Below are 14291 nucleotides of genomic sequence, written 5' to 3'. Positions count from 1 at the left end.
TGTGGAGGAGCGGCGGACCCGATGACGCCAGGAGACGCTCCTCGACACGGGTGCGTCGTGGTGGCGGCGCCGTTCTCAGCCGTTGACGAGGCTCGTCTCGGCCGTGCGGACCTCGAAGGGCCGCGACGCCTCGGACGTGGTGGCGACACCGACGACGGGCTGCCACACGCCTGATCCGTTGACCTCGAACTCACCTGCCCAGCGGGTGGTCAGCGTGACCTGCCGCTGCTCCGCGGCTGCTGTGTAAAGATGACTCACCGAGTGGTTCGGGAAGGGCGCGCCCGGGTCAGTGGTGACCAGCGCGGCCGAGCCGTCACCGAAGTCCCACGTGAAGTCGATGGGCTCGACGCGGACCTGCACCGGCGTACCGAGCACGACCGTGGAGAACGTCTGCTCGGCGGCGTCTGTCCACACGATCGTCTCGAGGTTGACGAGCACCCAACCACGGTCGGGCTGCACCACCAGACCGCCCGGCGCGATGGGCAGTCGCTGCAGGTCCTCGGCGGTGACGACAACCGGTACCGGTTGAGACCCGGCTGCTGCGGGCACAGGCTGCGCGGCAGGAGGTCGCACTAACGCAGCCATAGAACCTGATCCTGGTCCGGGTACGCACGTGCCGTTATCGACATATTGCGTATCGCCGGCTTGGTCAGTGAAACCTCTGCACAGTGGTGGCGGCGCAGGTTGCCGTCGAGGCGACGAGGCCCCCGGCGCGGGGCCAGAACGCACGCTTTGGACATTATGAGAGCCCCGACGGCTCGTCCCATGGAGGTCGACGAGTGAGTCGGTCGCGCGCCCGCGGATACTAGGGTTTGACTCCGTGTCTCTTTGCGAGACCGTTCCCAACCCGGATGGATTTGCGGACACTATTAGCGACCCGGTGTCCGGAACAGATGTGCCGCTAGCCCACAGCGAAAGCGCGATGAAGGTGCTGCACACAAGGCGCATCGTCAACTCCCGCTCGGATCGAAGGTTTCGACTCCGCGAACTAGCCAACCTTGCTCGGCTCGGTACACCGCCATATCGACTTCGATCGGGCCACCGGTTGAGCTTCCTATCTGCGACCCATCGTCAGACAGTCGACGAACCGCATCCTCCTCAGCGTCAATCCACACAGCGAAGTATTGGCTTCCATCCTCCGGCGGTTGCGATGCAACCCTAGTGATCGTGAAAGAGCCGCCATCTTGATATCCGCCAGCCGCGTGTAACGCGCCGACATCGTCAAAGACGTCCTTGCAGAAGACACACTCTGGATCAGACATCGCCTTCCACTCGCTCAGATCCCCCGTCGCGTAGACGTAGGGATAGAGCTCCAGGAAGTACTGCGCCGCCGCTTCGGCTCCAGCCACGTCGTCACGCGCCATCGCGTCGGGCGGAACGGGCTTCTCCACCTCCGGCCGATCCGCGGTCGGCTCACCGCTCGGTTCGGCGGTCGGGGCGGCGCTGGCCGAACTCTCCGTCGGGCCGGGCTCGGCACCCTCACCGCTTGTACACGCAGCGAGACCTCCCACGAGCGCGAGTCCAACAGCAAGCGTCAACAGCGACGGATGTCGTCTCTCCCCCAGAGGCATGCGCCGACCGTACTGGCGCGATGTCCGTTTCGACCAGAGGGTGTCCGCGAACTGTGGAAAGACTCGAGGGCCGGCTCCCGCTGGGGAGCCGGCCCTCGAGCACAGGCGGCACTAGCCGCCGGGGGTCACTCGGTCTCGGAACCGGGTTCGATCGTGATGATCTTCGTCTCCCCCGGGGTCACGACACCGCTGGAGACCGCTCGTCGGCTACGCCGCGGCCGACGCGTCGGCTGGGAAGCGGCAGGCTGCGGCTCCGGCTCGTGGTCAGCCGTTGCTGAGTCCTGGACCGGCGACGCCTGCTGGGACGCCCCGATGACACCCGTCACCGAGGACGCAGCAACCGTCGTGGGCTTCCGGTGTGCCTGGCCGTCCTGCTGCGCGGACTCCGGCTGGGACGGCGCAGGCGCCGTCGTCGGGCTGGTGGCCTTGCGACGCGTGCGTGCCCGTGCCGGCTTGACCGGTGCAGCGGACTCCTCGGCACCCCGGGACTCGGACGCCGCACCCTCGGCTGACCCCGCGGCCGGGGACTCCGACCGCTTCACTGCAGCAGCAGGCTCCGCCGTCGTCCCGGAGGCAGTCTCCTGCGCGGCCGGCTCGGCGGATCCGCCGACCTCGGCGGTCGTGGCCGGGGCGGCGACGACCTCCGTCGGCTCCGCAGGCACGGAGGCGGCCTCGGCGGCCTTCGGCTCGGAGCTCTTCGGCTCGGACCTCTTTGGCTCGGTGGCCTTCGCCCCGGAGGCCGCACCGGACCTGCCCGCCGGCGCCCCCTTGGCGGGCTTGCCGGACTTCGAGTCCGCCTCCTCGTGGGCGTGGGCGGCCGCGGCCGCGATGGTTGCGAGCGTCGCCTTGACCGCCTCACGAGCCGCGACGGCTGCCGGGTCCTCCGCCGGAGCCTCCTCGGGGCTCTCGGGCACAGGTGCCGGGGCCGGGCGACGTCCGCGGCGGCGCGATCCGCCGTCGTCGGAGCTCTGGAGACGAGCCTCGCCGGAACCGGTCCGCTCGACAGGCTCCTCGTGCACGATGAAGCCGCGCCCGTTGCAGTGCTCGCACGGTGTGGAGAACGCCTCGACGAGACCCTGCCCCACGCGCTTGCGGGTCATCTGCACCAGACCGAGAGACGTCACCTCGGCCACCTGGTGGCGCGTGCGGTCGCGTCCCAGGCACTCGAGCAGCCGGCGCAGCACGAGGTCACGGTTCGACTCGAGCACCATGTCGATGAAGTCGATGACGATGATGCCGCCGATGTCGCGCAGCCTCAGCTGGCGGACGATCTCCTCGGCCGCCTCGAGGTTGTTGCGCGTGACCGTCTCCTCCAGCGTGCCGCCGGAGCCGGTGAACTTGCCGGTGTTGACGTCGATGACCGTCATCGCCTCGGTGCGGTCGATGACGAGCGAGCCGCCCGAGGGCAGCCAGACCTTGCGGTCCATGCCCTTGGCGAGCTGCTCGTCCACCCGGTACTCGGCGAAGACGTCCTTCTCGCTGGTCCAGTGGTGCATGCGGTCCGCGAGGTCCGGTGAGAGGTCCTTGACGTACGTCGAGATCGTCTCCCAGGCGGGGCCACCCTGGACCACGAGGGACTCGAAGTCCTCGTTGAACACGTCGCGGACCACCCTCACCGCGAGCTCGGGCTCGCCCTTGAGCAGCACCGGGGCGCTCTTGGCGTTCTTGGCCTTCGCCTCGATGTCCGCCCACTGCTTGGTGAGGCGCTCGACGTCGGCGCGCAGCTGCTCCTCGGTGGCGCCCTCCGCCGCGGTGCGCACGATGACGCCCGCCCCTGCCGGGACGATCTCCTTGAGCAGCTTCTTCAGGCGCGCGCGCTCGTTGTCGGGCAGCTTGCGAGAGATGCCGGTCATCGCACCCGAGGGCACGAGCACCAGGTGGCGTCCGGCCAGGGTGATCTGCGACGTCAGCCGCGCACCCTTGTGCCCGATCGGGTCCTTGGTCACCTGCACGAGCACGGAGTCGCCGGACTTCAGCGCCTGCTCGATGCGGCGGGGCTGCCCCTCCATGCCTGCGGCGTCCCAGTTGACCTCGCCGGCGTAGAGGACGGCGTTGCGGCCCTTGCCGAGGTCGACGAAGGCGGCCTCCATGGACGGCAGCACGTTCTGCACGCGGCCCAGGTAGACGTTCCCGACCATCGAGGTCTGCGTGTGCCGGGCGACGTAGTGCTCCACCAGGATGCCGTCCTCGAGCACGGCGATCTGGTTCAGGCCGTCCTTCTCGCGCACGACCATCTTGCGGTCGACCGCCTCGCGGCGGGCCAGGAACTCGGCCTCGGAGAGGGTGGGACGACGGCGACCCGCCTCGCGCCCCTCGCGGCGGCGCTGGCGCTTGGCCTCCAGCCGGGTGGAGCCCTTCAGCGCGGTGACCTCGTCGCGGGCGGTGCGCCCGGCCCCCTCGCCCTCGCTCCGTCCGGAACGACGGCGGCGACGGCGACGGCGGGAGCTCGAGCCGCCGTCCTCGGTGTCGGCCTCGTTCTCCTCGTCCGTGTCCTCGGTGTCCGGCTCGGCAGTCTCGGGCGCGGCGGCCTCCTCAGACTCCTCGTCCTCGTGCTCGTCGCCGTTGTCGGACTGGTTGTCGCCGTTGTCGGCCTGACCGCCGCGGTTGCGGCGCCCGCGGCCACCACGACGGCGACGGCGACGCCCTCCGGCGTGCTCCTCCTCGGCCTCACCACCCTGGTCCTCGGTGGTCTGGTCCTCGGCGGTCTGGTCCTCGCCGGTCTGGTCCTCGGCGGGCTGAACCTCAGCCGCCTGATCCTTGTCGCTCTCCCGACCGGCGCTCTCCTCGGCCTCGCGGGCCGTCGGCGCCCCGGCGGGTGCCTGTGCCCGACGACGCCGCGGGCGGGCCTTGGACAGGTCCGGGGCCTGGAACAGCAGCGCCGCAGCGGGGAGCCTCGGCCCCTCGTCCTGCGTCTGCCCCGCAGCCTCGGGCGTGGCGGCGGTCTCGACGTCCTCCGGGCTGACCTCCTCGGTCACCTCGGCGCCCTCGAGCTCCTCGTCCTCGTCCGCGGGCTCCTCGGCGGCGGCCGGCGCGACGCCGAGCTCGGCCAGCACGTCGAGCTTCTGCTCGGGGGCGCGGACGGGGGCGGAGGCGCGGCGGCTGCGGCGGGCCCGTGCCGGCTTCGTCGGCTCGGCCGGCGCGTCCGCGCCGGTCTCGCCCTCCGTGGCCTGCCCCTCGCCGGCGGCGACCGGTGCGTCGGCAGCGGCCGGGGCCTCAGCGGTCGCCGGGGCCTCGGCAGTGTCCGGGGCCTCGGCGGTCGCCGTGCCGCCCGTGCCGGGCGCCTCGGCGCCGGCCGTGCCGGTGCCGCCCTCGGCTGCGACCGGGGACTCGTCGGTCGAGGTCTCGCCGACAGCCGGCTCTGCCGTCTTCTTGGTGGCACGTCGAGCGGGGGCCTTGCGGGTGCGCTTGGGCTTCTCGGGCACGGACTCGGCGGCACCGGTTTCTGCCTCGGGAGCGCCCGCCTCGGCGGCCCCTGCGGCGGGGACACCCACGGCGGCGGAGCCTGCGGTGCCCTCGTCGGCGAGCGGCGTCGTCGTCGCGCCGGCAGCCTCGCCGGTCGTCGCGGCGCCGGAGTCGTCAGCCGCCGCGTCGGCGGCGGGCGCGGCAGTCTTCCTGGTGGTGCGCCGGGCGGGCGCCTTGCGGGTGCGCTTCGGCTTCTCGCCGGCGGCCTCCGCGGCCTTCTCCACAACGGCAGCCACGGCCTGCGCCTCGCGGTCCGTCGGTGCCCCGGCCGCGGTCGTGTCCGCGGCGAGCGTCTCGGCGGGGCTCGAGGTCTCGGGGGGCTGGCCGCCGCTCTCGCCCGCCGCGGCGGGCGCGGCGGCCGGGCTCGTGGCCCGCCGGCTGCGGCTCCGACGTACCGGTGCCGCCTTCTGCTCAGGCTGCTCCGCCGTCGTGCTGTCGTTCTTCTGGTCGTCCATGGGGTATGCCCCTCCATCCCGGTCGCCGTCCACACCCTGCGGCGCCCGTGGGCGGTTCGTCGTCCGCGACATCTGCCGCGGACGGAAGTCCTGTGGTTACGACCGGGGCACGAGTCCCCGGACGCCGGCGAACGGGCGGCCTGCCGACCACCTCTTCCGGTGGCGCGGTACGACCCCGGAACACGCCGTCCCCTGCTGCAGCGCGCTCGCCCGGATGGCGAGGCGGCGCGAGGTGGACGGCACCGAGGCGGTCACATCGTCGTCGGACCGGTGGGCGGGGTGTGGTACTACCCTCCGGCCAGGACCCAGTATCGCACAGGGGCACGTCCCCGCAGATCCTGACGCGCCGTCACCTTCCGGGACCAACGTCCCGGGGTGCCCGACGGCGCCGATCTTACGTTGGGAGGGAAATACCCGGGCCCTTCGCGGTCCGGGCCGTTCTCGTTCCCGAAGGGGCCCACAGGTGGAAGCACTTGACCTGGCACGGTGGCAGTTCGGCATCACCACCGTGTACCACTTCATCCTCGTCCCCCTGACGATCGGGCTCTCGCCCCTGGTCGCGATCATGCACACCGCCTGGGTCCGCACCGGCAACGAGAAGTGGCACCGGCTGACGAAGTTCTTCGGCAAGGTTCTCCTGATCAACTTCGCGCTCGGCGTCGCCACCGGCATCGTGCAGGAGTTCCAGTTCGGGATGAACTGGTCGGAGTACTCCCGCTTCGTCGGCGACATCTTCGGCGCACCGCTCGCCATCGAGGCGCTCGCCGCGTTCTTCCTCGAGTCGACCTTCCTGGGCCTGTGGATCTTCGGCGAGGGCCGGCTGCCCAAGTGGCTGCACTCCGCCTGCATCTGGCTCGTCGCCATCGGCACCAACCTCTCCGCCTACTGGATCCTGGCCGCCAACTCCTGGATGCAGCACCCGGTCGGGGCCGTCTACAACCCCGAGACCGGCCGCGCCGAGCTCGACGGCGTCGCCGGCTTCTTCGAGGTGATGACCAACAACACCCTCATCGCGGCGTTCTCGCACACCATCACCTCCGCCTTCCTGGTCGGCGGCACGTTCGTCGCCGGTGTCTGCGGCTGGTGGATCGTCCGCTCCGTGCGCGCGGGCCGTCAGCACGAGGCCCGGAAGGTCTGGCGCACCGGTGCCTACGTCGGCCTCGTCACCATGGTGATCGCCGGCCTCGGCGTGGCCGTCACCGGCGACTTCCAGGGCAAGCTCATGTACGAGCAGCAGCCCGCCAAGATGTCCGCCGCCGAGGCGCTGTGCGAGGGCGAGGAGTCCGCCGCCTTCTCGCTGCTGACGATCGGCGACCTGTCGAACTCCTGCGAGGGCGTCCGCCACCTCATCCAGATCCCGGGCGTGACGTCCTTCCTCGGCACCGGCCACTTCTCCGGCGAGGAGAGCTACCTGCCGGGTGTCAACGACATCCAGCAGGAGTACACCGAGCGCTACGCCGACCAGTTCGGCACCGACGTCGACTACGTGCCGAACCTGGCCGTGACCTACTGGACCTTCCGGCTCATGATCGGCCTCGGCATGGGGTCCCTCGCGCTGGCCGCCGCGGGCCTCTGGGTGCTGCGCAAGGGCCGCGTCACCGACACCACGTGGTTCTCGCGCCTCTCCCTGGCGGTGCTGCCCCTGCCGTTCCTCGGCGCCTCCTTCGGCTGGATCTTCACCGAGATGGGCCGCCAGCCGTGGGTGGTGCACCCGAACCCGGCCAACCCGGTCGACCAGGTGTACCTGCTCACCCAGGACGGCGTCTCCACCGTCGTCTCCGCCGGCACCGTGCTCACCTCGCTCGTCGTCTTCACGCTGCTGTACGCCGCGCTGGGCGTGGTGTGGTTCCTGCTCATCAAGCGGTACGTCCTCGAGGGCGTCGAGCCTCTCGCGGATGACCTCGCGACCACCGGCGACCAGGACGACGACCAGGACGACGCCTCCCCCGGCGGCGACCGCGAGGAGGAGCTCGAGCCGACGCTGTCCTTCGCCTACTGACGTCCCCGCGTCCCGCTCCCGCCCCGCCGCTCGCCCCGCCCGACTGGAGAAATCCATGGATCTCCCCCTCCTGTGGTTCCTGCTCATCGCCGTCCTGTGGACGGGCTACCTCGTGCTCGAGGGCTTCGACTTCGGCGTCGGCATGCTCCTCAAGCCCTTCGCCCGGGACGAGAAGGAGCGGCGGGTGCTGCTGCGCACCATCGGCCCGGTGTGGGACGGCAACGAGGTGTGGCTGCTGACGGCGGGCGGCGCCACGTTCGCCGCCTTCCCCGAGTGGTACGCCACGATGTTCTCCGGCATGTACCTGCCGCTGCTGCTGATCCTGCTGGCCCTGATCGTGCGCGTCTGCGCCATCGAGTGGCGCGCCAAGATCGACGACCCGGTCTGGCGCAACCGGTGGGACTGGGCCCACACCGTCGGCGCCTGGGTGCCGGCCGTCCTGTGGGGCGTGGCGTTCGCCAACCTCGTGCAGGGCATGGAGATCGAGGTGGTGGACGGCAACCACCAGCTCGTGGGCGGGTTCTTCTCCCTCCTCACGCCCTTCACCGTGCTGGGCGGCGTCATGACCGCCGTCGTCTTCCTCACCCACGGGGCCGTGTTCGTGGCGCTCAAGACCGACGGCGAGGTCCGCGAGCGCGCCGGTGTCCTCGCGCAGCGGCTCTCGGTCGTCTCCCTGGTCGTCGCCGGGGTCTGGGCGGTCGTCGCCCAGACGCAGTTCTCCGCCCACAGCCTCACCTGGCTGCCGCTCACGGTGGCCGCCGCGTCGCTGGTCGGCGTCGTCGTCGCCACCCGGGCCCGGCGCGAGGGCTGGGCGTTCGTCCTCAACGCCGTCGCGATCGTCGCGGCCGTCGCGCTGATCTTCGGCGTCATGTACCCCAACGTCATGCCGTCCTCGATCGATCCCGCGTACTCGCTCTCGATCGACCAGGCCGCCTCCTCCCCCGCCACCCTGACCGTGATGAGCGTGGTGGCGCTGCTCCTGGTGCCGGTGGTGCTGGCCTACCAGGGATGGACATACTGGGTGTTCCGCAAGCGCATCAGCACCGACCACATCCACGGCCACGAGGGGCTGCCCCCGGCGGCTCCCCAGGACGCCGGACAGTCCGCAGGAGCACGCTGACCAGGTGAAGCCACTCGACCCACGCCTGCTCAGGCACGCGCGGGCGGCGCGCCGCTACATCGCGGTCACCGCGCTCACCGGGTTCGTCACGGCCGCCCTGGTGATCGCGCAGGCACTCCTGATCTCCCGCGCCGCCGCCCCCGTGATCGAGGGCCGGGCGGGCTGGGCGCACGCCGCTCCCCTCGTCGCGGTGCTGACGGGCGTGTTCGCGGCGCGGTTCCTGGTCCTCCTCGTGCAGGAGTCGGTGGCGCACCGCGCCGCCCGCGACGTCGTCGCCGACCTGCGCGAGCAGGTGCTGGCCCGCGCCGTCGCCCTGGGCCCCCGCTGGCTCGGCGGCCACGGCGTCCAGGTGACGACGCTGGCCACCCGCGGCCTGGACGATCTCGAGCCGTACTTCGTGCGCTACCTGCCGCAGCTGCTGCTCGCCGCCACCGTCACCCCGGCCACGCTCGCGGTCATCCTCGGGCTCGACCTCACCTCGGCGCTCATCATCACCGTGACGATCCCGCTCATCCCGGTGTTCATGTGGCTGATCGGGGTGCTCACGCAGCGTTTCGCGGCGGACAAGCTCGCCGCCATGGAACGTCTCGGCGGGCAGCTGCTCGACCTGCTGGCCGGGCTCTCGACGCTCAAGGCGCTCGGGCGCGAGCACGGCCCCGGCCGGCGCGTGGGGCAGCTCGGCGAGGCGTACACGCGCACTACCATGGCCACCCTGAAGGTGGCCTTCCTCTCCGGCGCCGTGCTGGAGTTCCTCGCCTCGATCTCCGTCGCGCTCGTCGCGGTGACCATCGGCATGCGGCTGGTCTACGGCGACGTCGGCCTCACCACCGCCCTCGCCGTGCTCATGCTGGCCCCGGAGGTCTACCGGCCGTTGCGCGAGGTGGGCACCCAGTTCCACGCGGCCTCCGACGGCGTGGCCGCGGCCGAGCAGGCCTTCGGCATCCTCGAGCAGGCCCCGCCCACCGCCGGCACCGTGCCCGCTCCCGACCTGCGCCGCACCGACGTCGTCCTCGACGGCGTCACCGTGGCCGCCCCCGGGCGCGGGCTGGACGCGCCGTGGCGGCTGAGCGCGCGGCTGCGGCCGGGTCGCGTGGTCGCCCTCGTCGGCCCGTCCGGCGCCGGAAAGTCCACCGCCGCAGCCATCGTGCTGGGTCTCCTGCGCCCCGACGACGGAGCCGTCCGCCTCGTCCCCGCCGCCCCGGCCACCGACGCCGGTCCCGTCCCGGGCACGGTCTCCGCGCCGGGCGCTGGCTCGATCCCGGGCGGCGCAGCGCCGAGCACCGCCTCCGGCCCGGGCGCCGGTGGCGTCGACCTCGCCGACGTCGACCCCTCCTCCTGGCACGAGCAGGTCACCTGGGTGCCGCAGCGTCCCGTCATCCTGCCCGGCACCGTCCGGTCCAACGTGCTGGGGTCCGACGCGGCAGCCGTCGACGACCGCGTGCGTGCCGCGGCGGCGGCCACCGGCCTGGACGCCGTGCTCGGGGAGCTCCCCGCCGGGTGGGACACCCAGCTCGGGCACGGCGGGGTGGGCCTGTCCGTGGGACAGCGCCAGCGCCTCGCCCTGACGGCGGCACTGCTCGGCGACCAGCAGCTCGTCGTGCTCGACGAGCCCAGCGCGCACCTCGACGCCGCCTCCGAGCAGCACGTCCTCGACGCCGTCGCCGCCCTGCGCGCCGCGGGACGCACCGTGCTGGTCATCGCCCACCGCGCCTCCCTGGTCGCGGCCGCCGACCACGTCGTCACGGTGACCTCACGGTCCGTGCCCGCCGGCGCGGGCGGCACCCCGGCCGCCGACCGTGGTGACGACGTCTCCGCCGTCCGGACTCTCGGCCCGGGAGCCGGCCGCCCGTCCCCCGCCGCCGGCAACACCTCGGGAGCGGCACGATGACGACGACCGCGGCGACCTCGACGACCCGGGCCCCCGGCGACGGGCGTGGGGTCCTGCCGGCGGCCGAGCGGCGGGCGCTGCGCCGTGCCGTCGGCCTCCTCGACCTCGACCGGGTGCGCCTGTTCTGGGCGGTCCTCGCCGGCAGCGCGAGCCTTGCGAGCGGCATCGCCCTGACGGCGACCGCCGCGTGGCTGATCGCCCGTGCCTCCCAGATGCCGCCCGTGCTCGAGCTGTCGGTCGCGGCCGTCGCGGTGCGCACGTTCGGCATCTCCCGTGCGCTGCTGCGCTACCTCGAGCGGCTCGCGTCGCACCTGGTGGCGCTGCGCGGCATGGCGACGCTGCGCGAACGGGTCTACACCACCCTCGCCGCGGGGCGTGCCGACGCCGTCGCCGGGCTGCGCCGCGGCGATCTCCTGGCGCGCACCGGCACGGACGTCGACGCCGTGGGCGACGTCGTGGTCCGCGCGCTCCTGCCGGCCGTCGTCGCGGCGGTGGTCGCGGCCGGCTCGGTGGTGCTCGTGGCGTGGCTGAACGTCGGCGCCGGCATCGTCCTGGCCGTGTGCCTCCTCGTGGCCGGCGTCGTGGGGCCGTGGCTGAACATGCGCTCCGCCCGCCTCGCCGAGCGTGCCCAGATCGCTGCCCGGGCCGAGATCAGCGCCACCGCGATGACCATGGTCGACGGCGCCGCCGAGCTCACCGTCTCCGGTCGCCTGCGGGACGTGCTCGCCTCGCTGCGGGCGACCGAGCGCGACCTCGCCCACGCCAAGGACGCCGCCGCCCGGCCGGCCGCCCTCGCCGCCGGCCTGGACACCCTCGCGATGGGCGTCGCCGTGCTCGGCTCGCTGGTGCTCGGGATCCCGGCCACCGTGGCGGGGAGCATGGAGGCCGTCGAGCTCGCCGTCATCGTGCTGACCCCGCTGGCCGCGTTCGAGGGCACGGCGCTGCTCGGGCCCGCCGCCGTGCAGCTGGTGCGCTCGAGCGGCTCCGCCGTGCGGGTCATGGAGCTGCTCGACCGGGCCGGCGGGGACGCCGTCACGTCGGACGCCACGCCGGGGCCGACGGCCGTCGCGGCCGGGTCCACGTCCGCCGTCCCGGCCGCGCCCACGCCCACCGTCGCGGCCGGGTCCACGTCCGCCGTGGCGGCTGGGGCCACGCCAACGCCCCGCCCGTCGCGCACGTCGTCGACCGGAGGACCCCACCTCACCGCCCGCGGCCTCGCCGTCGGCTGGCCGGGGGGCCCCGTCGTCGCGGAGGGCATCGACCTCGACGTCGCCCCCGGGCGGGCGGTGGCCGTCGTCGGTCCGAGCGGCATCGGCAAGACCACCCTGCTCCTCACGCTCGCCGGGCTCCTGCCGCCCCGTGCCGGCACCGTGGAGCTGGACGGGGCACCGGTGTGGGGCGCCGACCGCCGCCGCGTCAGCTCCGACGTCGTCCTCACCGCCGAGGACGCCCACGTCTTCGGCACCACGGTGCTGGAGAACCTGCGGGTCGCGCGCGGGGACGTCACCGACGCCGAGGCGACAGAGCTGCTCCGGAGCGCCGGGCTGGGCGACTGGCTGGCCGGGCTCCCCGACGGCCTGGGCACCATGCTCGGCGCCGACGCCGCGACCGTCTCGGGCGGGGAACGTCGGCGCCTGCTCCTCGCCCGGGCGCTGGCCAGCCCGGCCCGGCTCCTCCTCCTGGACGAGCCGGGAGAGCACCTGGACCCGGCCACCGCGGACCGGCTGCTCACGGACCTGCTGCGGGTCGGCGCCGGCGACGCCGCCCCCGCGGCGCACCCCGACGCCCCCCGTGGCGTCGCGCTCGTCACCCACCGTCTCTCCCCCCTGGCCGCCGCCGAGGAGGTGATCGTCCTGGGCGCGGCAGGCGACGGACCCGCTACCGTTCTGGCGCGGGGCACGCACAAACGCCTCCGTGCGGAGGTCGCCGCCTACCGCTGGGCCCTGGAGCAGGAGGAACAACGAGCATGAGCACCGACGACGCCCCCCGCTGCCCCGTGGCGCACGGCGCCGACGGCGCGCGTCGTCGTCCCGCCGGGCCGTACGGCCGCCTCGACGACGGGCCGTACACCGGACCCGCGGCAGCGGTCGACGCCACCGGAGCCTCCGCCGACGACAGGCAGCACACCCTCGCCACGGACACCTCCTCCCTCCTCGGCGCCGCCCTCAACCTCACGGCGCAGCTCGACGTGAAGGAGGCGCTGCGGCGCTTCGTCGACCGGGCCGCCCGCCTCACCGGTGCCCGGTACGCGGCGCTCGGCGTGCTCGACAACCGCGGCGAGACCACGGCCTTCGTCCAGGTCGGCATGACCGAGGAGGAGCAGCAGATCCTCGGCCACCCGCCCCGCGGCCGCGGTGTGCTCGGCGCGATCCCCGTGGACGGCCCCCTCCTCCTCGACGACCTCACCGAGCACCCCGACTTCGGCGGGTTCCCGGAGGGTCACCCTCCCATGCACACCTTCCTCGGGGTGCCCGTGAAGGTGCAGGAGAAGGTCTACGGCCGGCTCTACCTCGCCGAGAAGGAGGGAGGTTTCACCAGCGGCGACGCCGAGGACATGATGAGCCTCGCGGAGGCCGCCGCGGTCGCCGTCGAGAACGCCCGCCTCTACACCGAGGCCCGCAACCGCGAGCGCTGGATCGCGGTGAGCCAGGACATCACCACCACCCTCCTCGAGGGCACCGAGGAGGAGGAGGCCCTCGAGATGATCGCCGCCCGCCTCCGCGAGGTCGCCGAGGCGGACACGGCGCTGATCATCCTGCCCTCCGTCGGGGACGCGTGGGCGTGCGAGATCGCCGAGGGATACCGCGCCGGGCAGCTCGTCGGACTCGTCTTCCCGCCGGACGGCCGCGCGATGACGGTGCTCAAGGAGGGCACCGGGATGATCGTCGACTCCCTCACCCGGCTGCGCACGCTGCGCCTGGCAGAGCTCGCCCACTTCGGCCCTGCGCTGTACGCCCCGATGATGCTGCGCGGCGAGGGCCGCGGCGTCGTGCTGCTCCTGCGCCGCGTCGGGGCCCCCGAGTTCGACCGGTCGGACCTGGTCATGGCGGAGTCGGTGGCCGGCCAGGCCGCGCTCGCGCTCGAGCTCGCCGCGGCGCGCCACGCCCAGGACGTCGCCTCCCTGCTCGACGAACGCTCACGCATCGCCCGCGACCTGCACGACCTCGCCATCCAGCAGCTCTTCGCCACCGGCATGCAGCTCGCCTCCGCCCGCGCCACCGTCGCGGAGCGCGGGGAGGAGGAGTTGGCGGACCTGCTCGAGGAGTCGCTGACGAGCGTCGACGAGTCCGTGAAGCAGATCCGGTCGATCGTCCACTCCCTCCGTGAGCCGGACGCCGCCGTCGTGCTGGTGGAGCGCCTGCGCCGCGAGGCGTCCCTGGCGCGCCAGTCCCTCGGCTTCGCGCCGTCGCTGATCATCGACCTCGACGGCACCCCGATCACCGACGACCAGGCCCAGGCGGACCTCGTCACGCAGATCGACGACCGGGTGGGGGCCGACATCGCCGACGATGCCGTCGCCGTCGTCCGCGAGGGCCTGGCCAACGCGGCCAAGCACGCCAAGGCGTCCTCGGTCCTCGTCCACGTGCAGGTGCTCGGGACGGGTTTCACCGGCCGCATCGTCGTCGACGTCACCGACGACGGCGTGGGCGTCGCCCCGTCCGTCTCCCGCCGGTCCGGGCTCGGCAATCTCGCCGCACGCGCCAGGCGCCACGGCGGCACGTTCTCCGTCGGTCGCAGCGAGTCGGGCACCGGGTCGCAGCTGAGCTGGCAGGTGCCCCTCACCTGATCCCGGCCG

At 73.2% G+C, this 14291-nt stretch carries 8 protein-coding genes; 5 read left to right on the top strand and 3 right to left on the bottom strand.

Features of this window, described 5'->3' with window-relative positions; genetic code table 11:
- Nucleotides 1-75 precede the first annotated feature (75 nt).
- The 3 genes from ATJ97_RS16730 to ATJ97_RS16720 form a co-directional block, all read right to left on the bottom strand.
- Entirely contained in the window at nucleotides 76-549 is a 474-nt protein-coding gene (locus ATJ97_RS16730) for a hypothetical protein (protein ID WP_143427055.1), read from the bottom strand.
- 401 nt (nucleotides 550-950) lie between these two features.
- Nucleotides 951-1571, bottom strand: coding sequence for a DUF6318 family protein (locus ATJ97_RS16725; protein ID WP_143427054.1), 621 nt, complete (start codon nucleotides 1569-1571; stop codon nucleotides 951-953).
- A gap of 125 nt (nucleotides 1572-1696) precedes the next feature.
- Entirely contained in the window at nucleotides 1697-5488 is a 3792-nt protein-coding gene (locus tag ATJ97_RS16720) for an Rne/Rng family ribonuclease (RefSeq protein ID WP_098484700.1), read from the bottom strand.
- Nucleotides 5489-5951: 463 nt separating this feature from the next.
- Here ATJ97_RS16720 and ATJ97_RS16715 point away from each other — a divergent pair, with 463 nt between their 5' ends.
- From ATJ97_RS16715 to ATJ97_RS16695, 5 genes are read left to right on the top strand one after another with little or no spacing between them, the layout of a single operon-like run.
- Nucleotides 5952-7487 (top strand): cytochrome ubiquinol oxidase subunit I, encoded by a 1536-nt coding sequence (locus ATJ97_RS16715; protein ID WP_098484699.1) that lies wholly within the window; start codon nucleotides 5952-5954, stop codon nucleotides 7485-7487.
- Between the two features lie 55 nt (nucleotides 7488-7542).
- Nucleotides 7543-8607, top strand: coding sequence for a cytochrome d ubiquinol oxidase subunit II (cydB, locus tag ATJ97_RS16710; protein WP_098484698.1), 1065 nt, complete (start codon nucleotides 7543-7545; stop codon nucleotides 8605-8607).
- Nucleotides 8608-8611: 4 nt separating this feature from the next.
- On the top strand, nucleotides 8612-10495 hold the full coding sequence (gene cydD / locus ATJ97_RS16705) for a thiol reductant ABC exporter subunit CydD (protein ID WP_098484697.1): 1884 nt from the start codon (nucleotides 8612-8614) through the stop codon (nucleotides 10493-10495).
- Complete coding sequence (gene cydC, locus ATJ97_RS16700) at nucleotides 10492-12465, top strand: thiol reductant ABC exporter subunit CydC (RefSeq protein ID WP_098484696.1); 1974 nt, start codon at nucleotides 10492-10494, stop codon at nucleotides 12463-12465. The genes cydD and cydC overlap by 4 nt, the downstream gene beginning before the upstream one ends.
- Complete coding sequence (locus ATJ97_RS16695) at nucleotides 12462-14282, top strand: GAF domain-containing sensor histidine kinase (protein WP_098484695.1); 1821 nt, start codon at nucleotides 12462-12464, stop codon at nucleotides 14280-14282. The genes cydC and ATJ97_RS16695 overlap by 4 nt, the downstream gene beginning before the upstream one ends.
- Nucleotides 14283-14291: the final 9 nt, after the last annotated feature.

Source organism: Georgenia soli (genome assembly GCF_002563695.1).
GTDB lineage: Bacteria > Actinomycetota > Actinomycetes > Actinomycetales > Actinomycetaceae > Georgenia > Georgenia soli.
The sequence above is the reverse complement of the archived record's forward strand: the minus strand, read 5'-3'. Positions and strand labels throughout refer to the sequence as shown.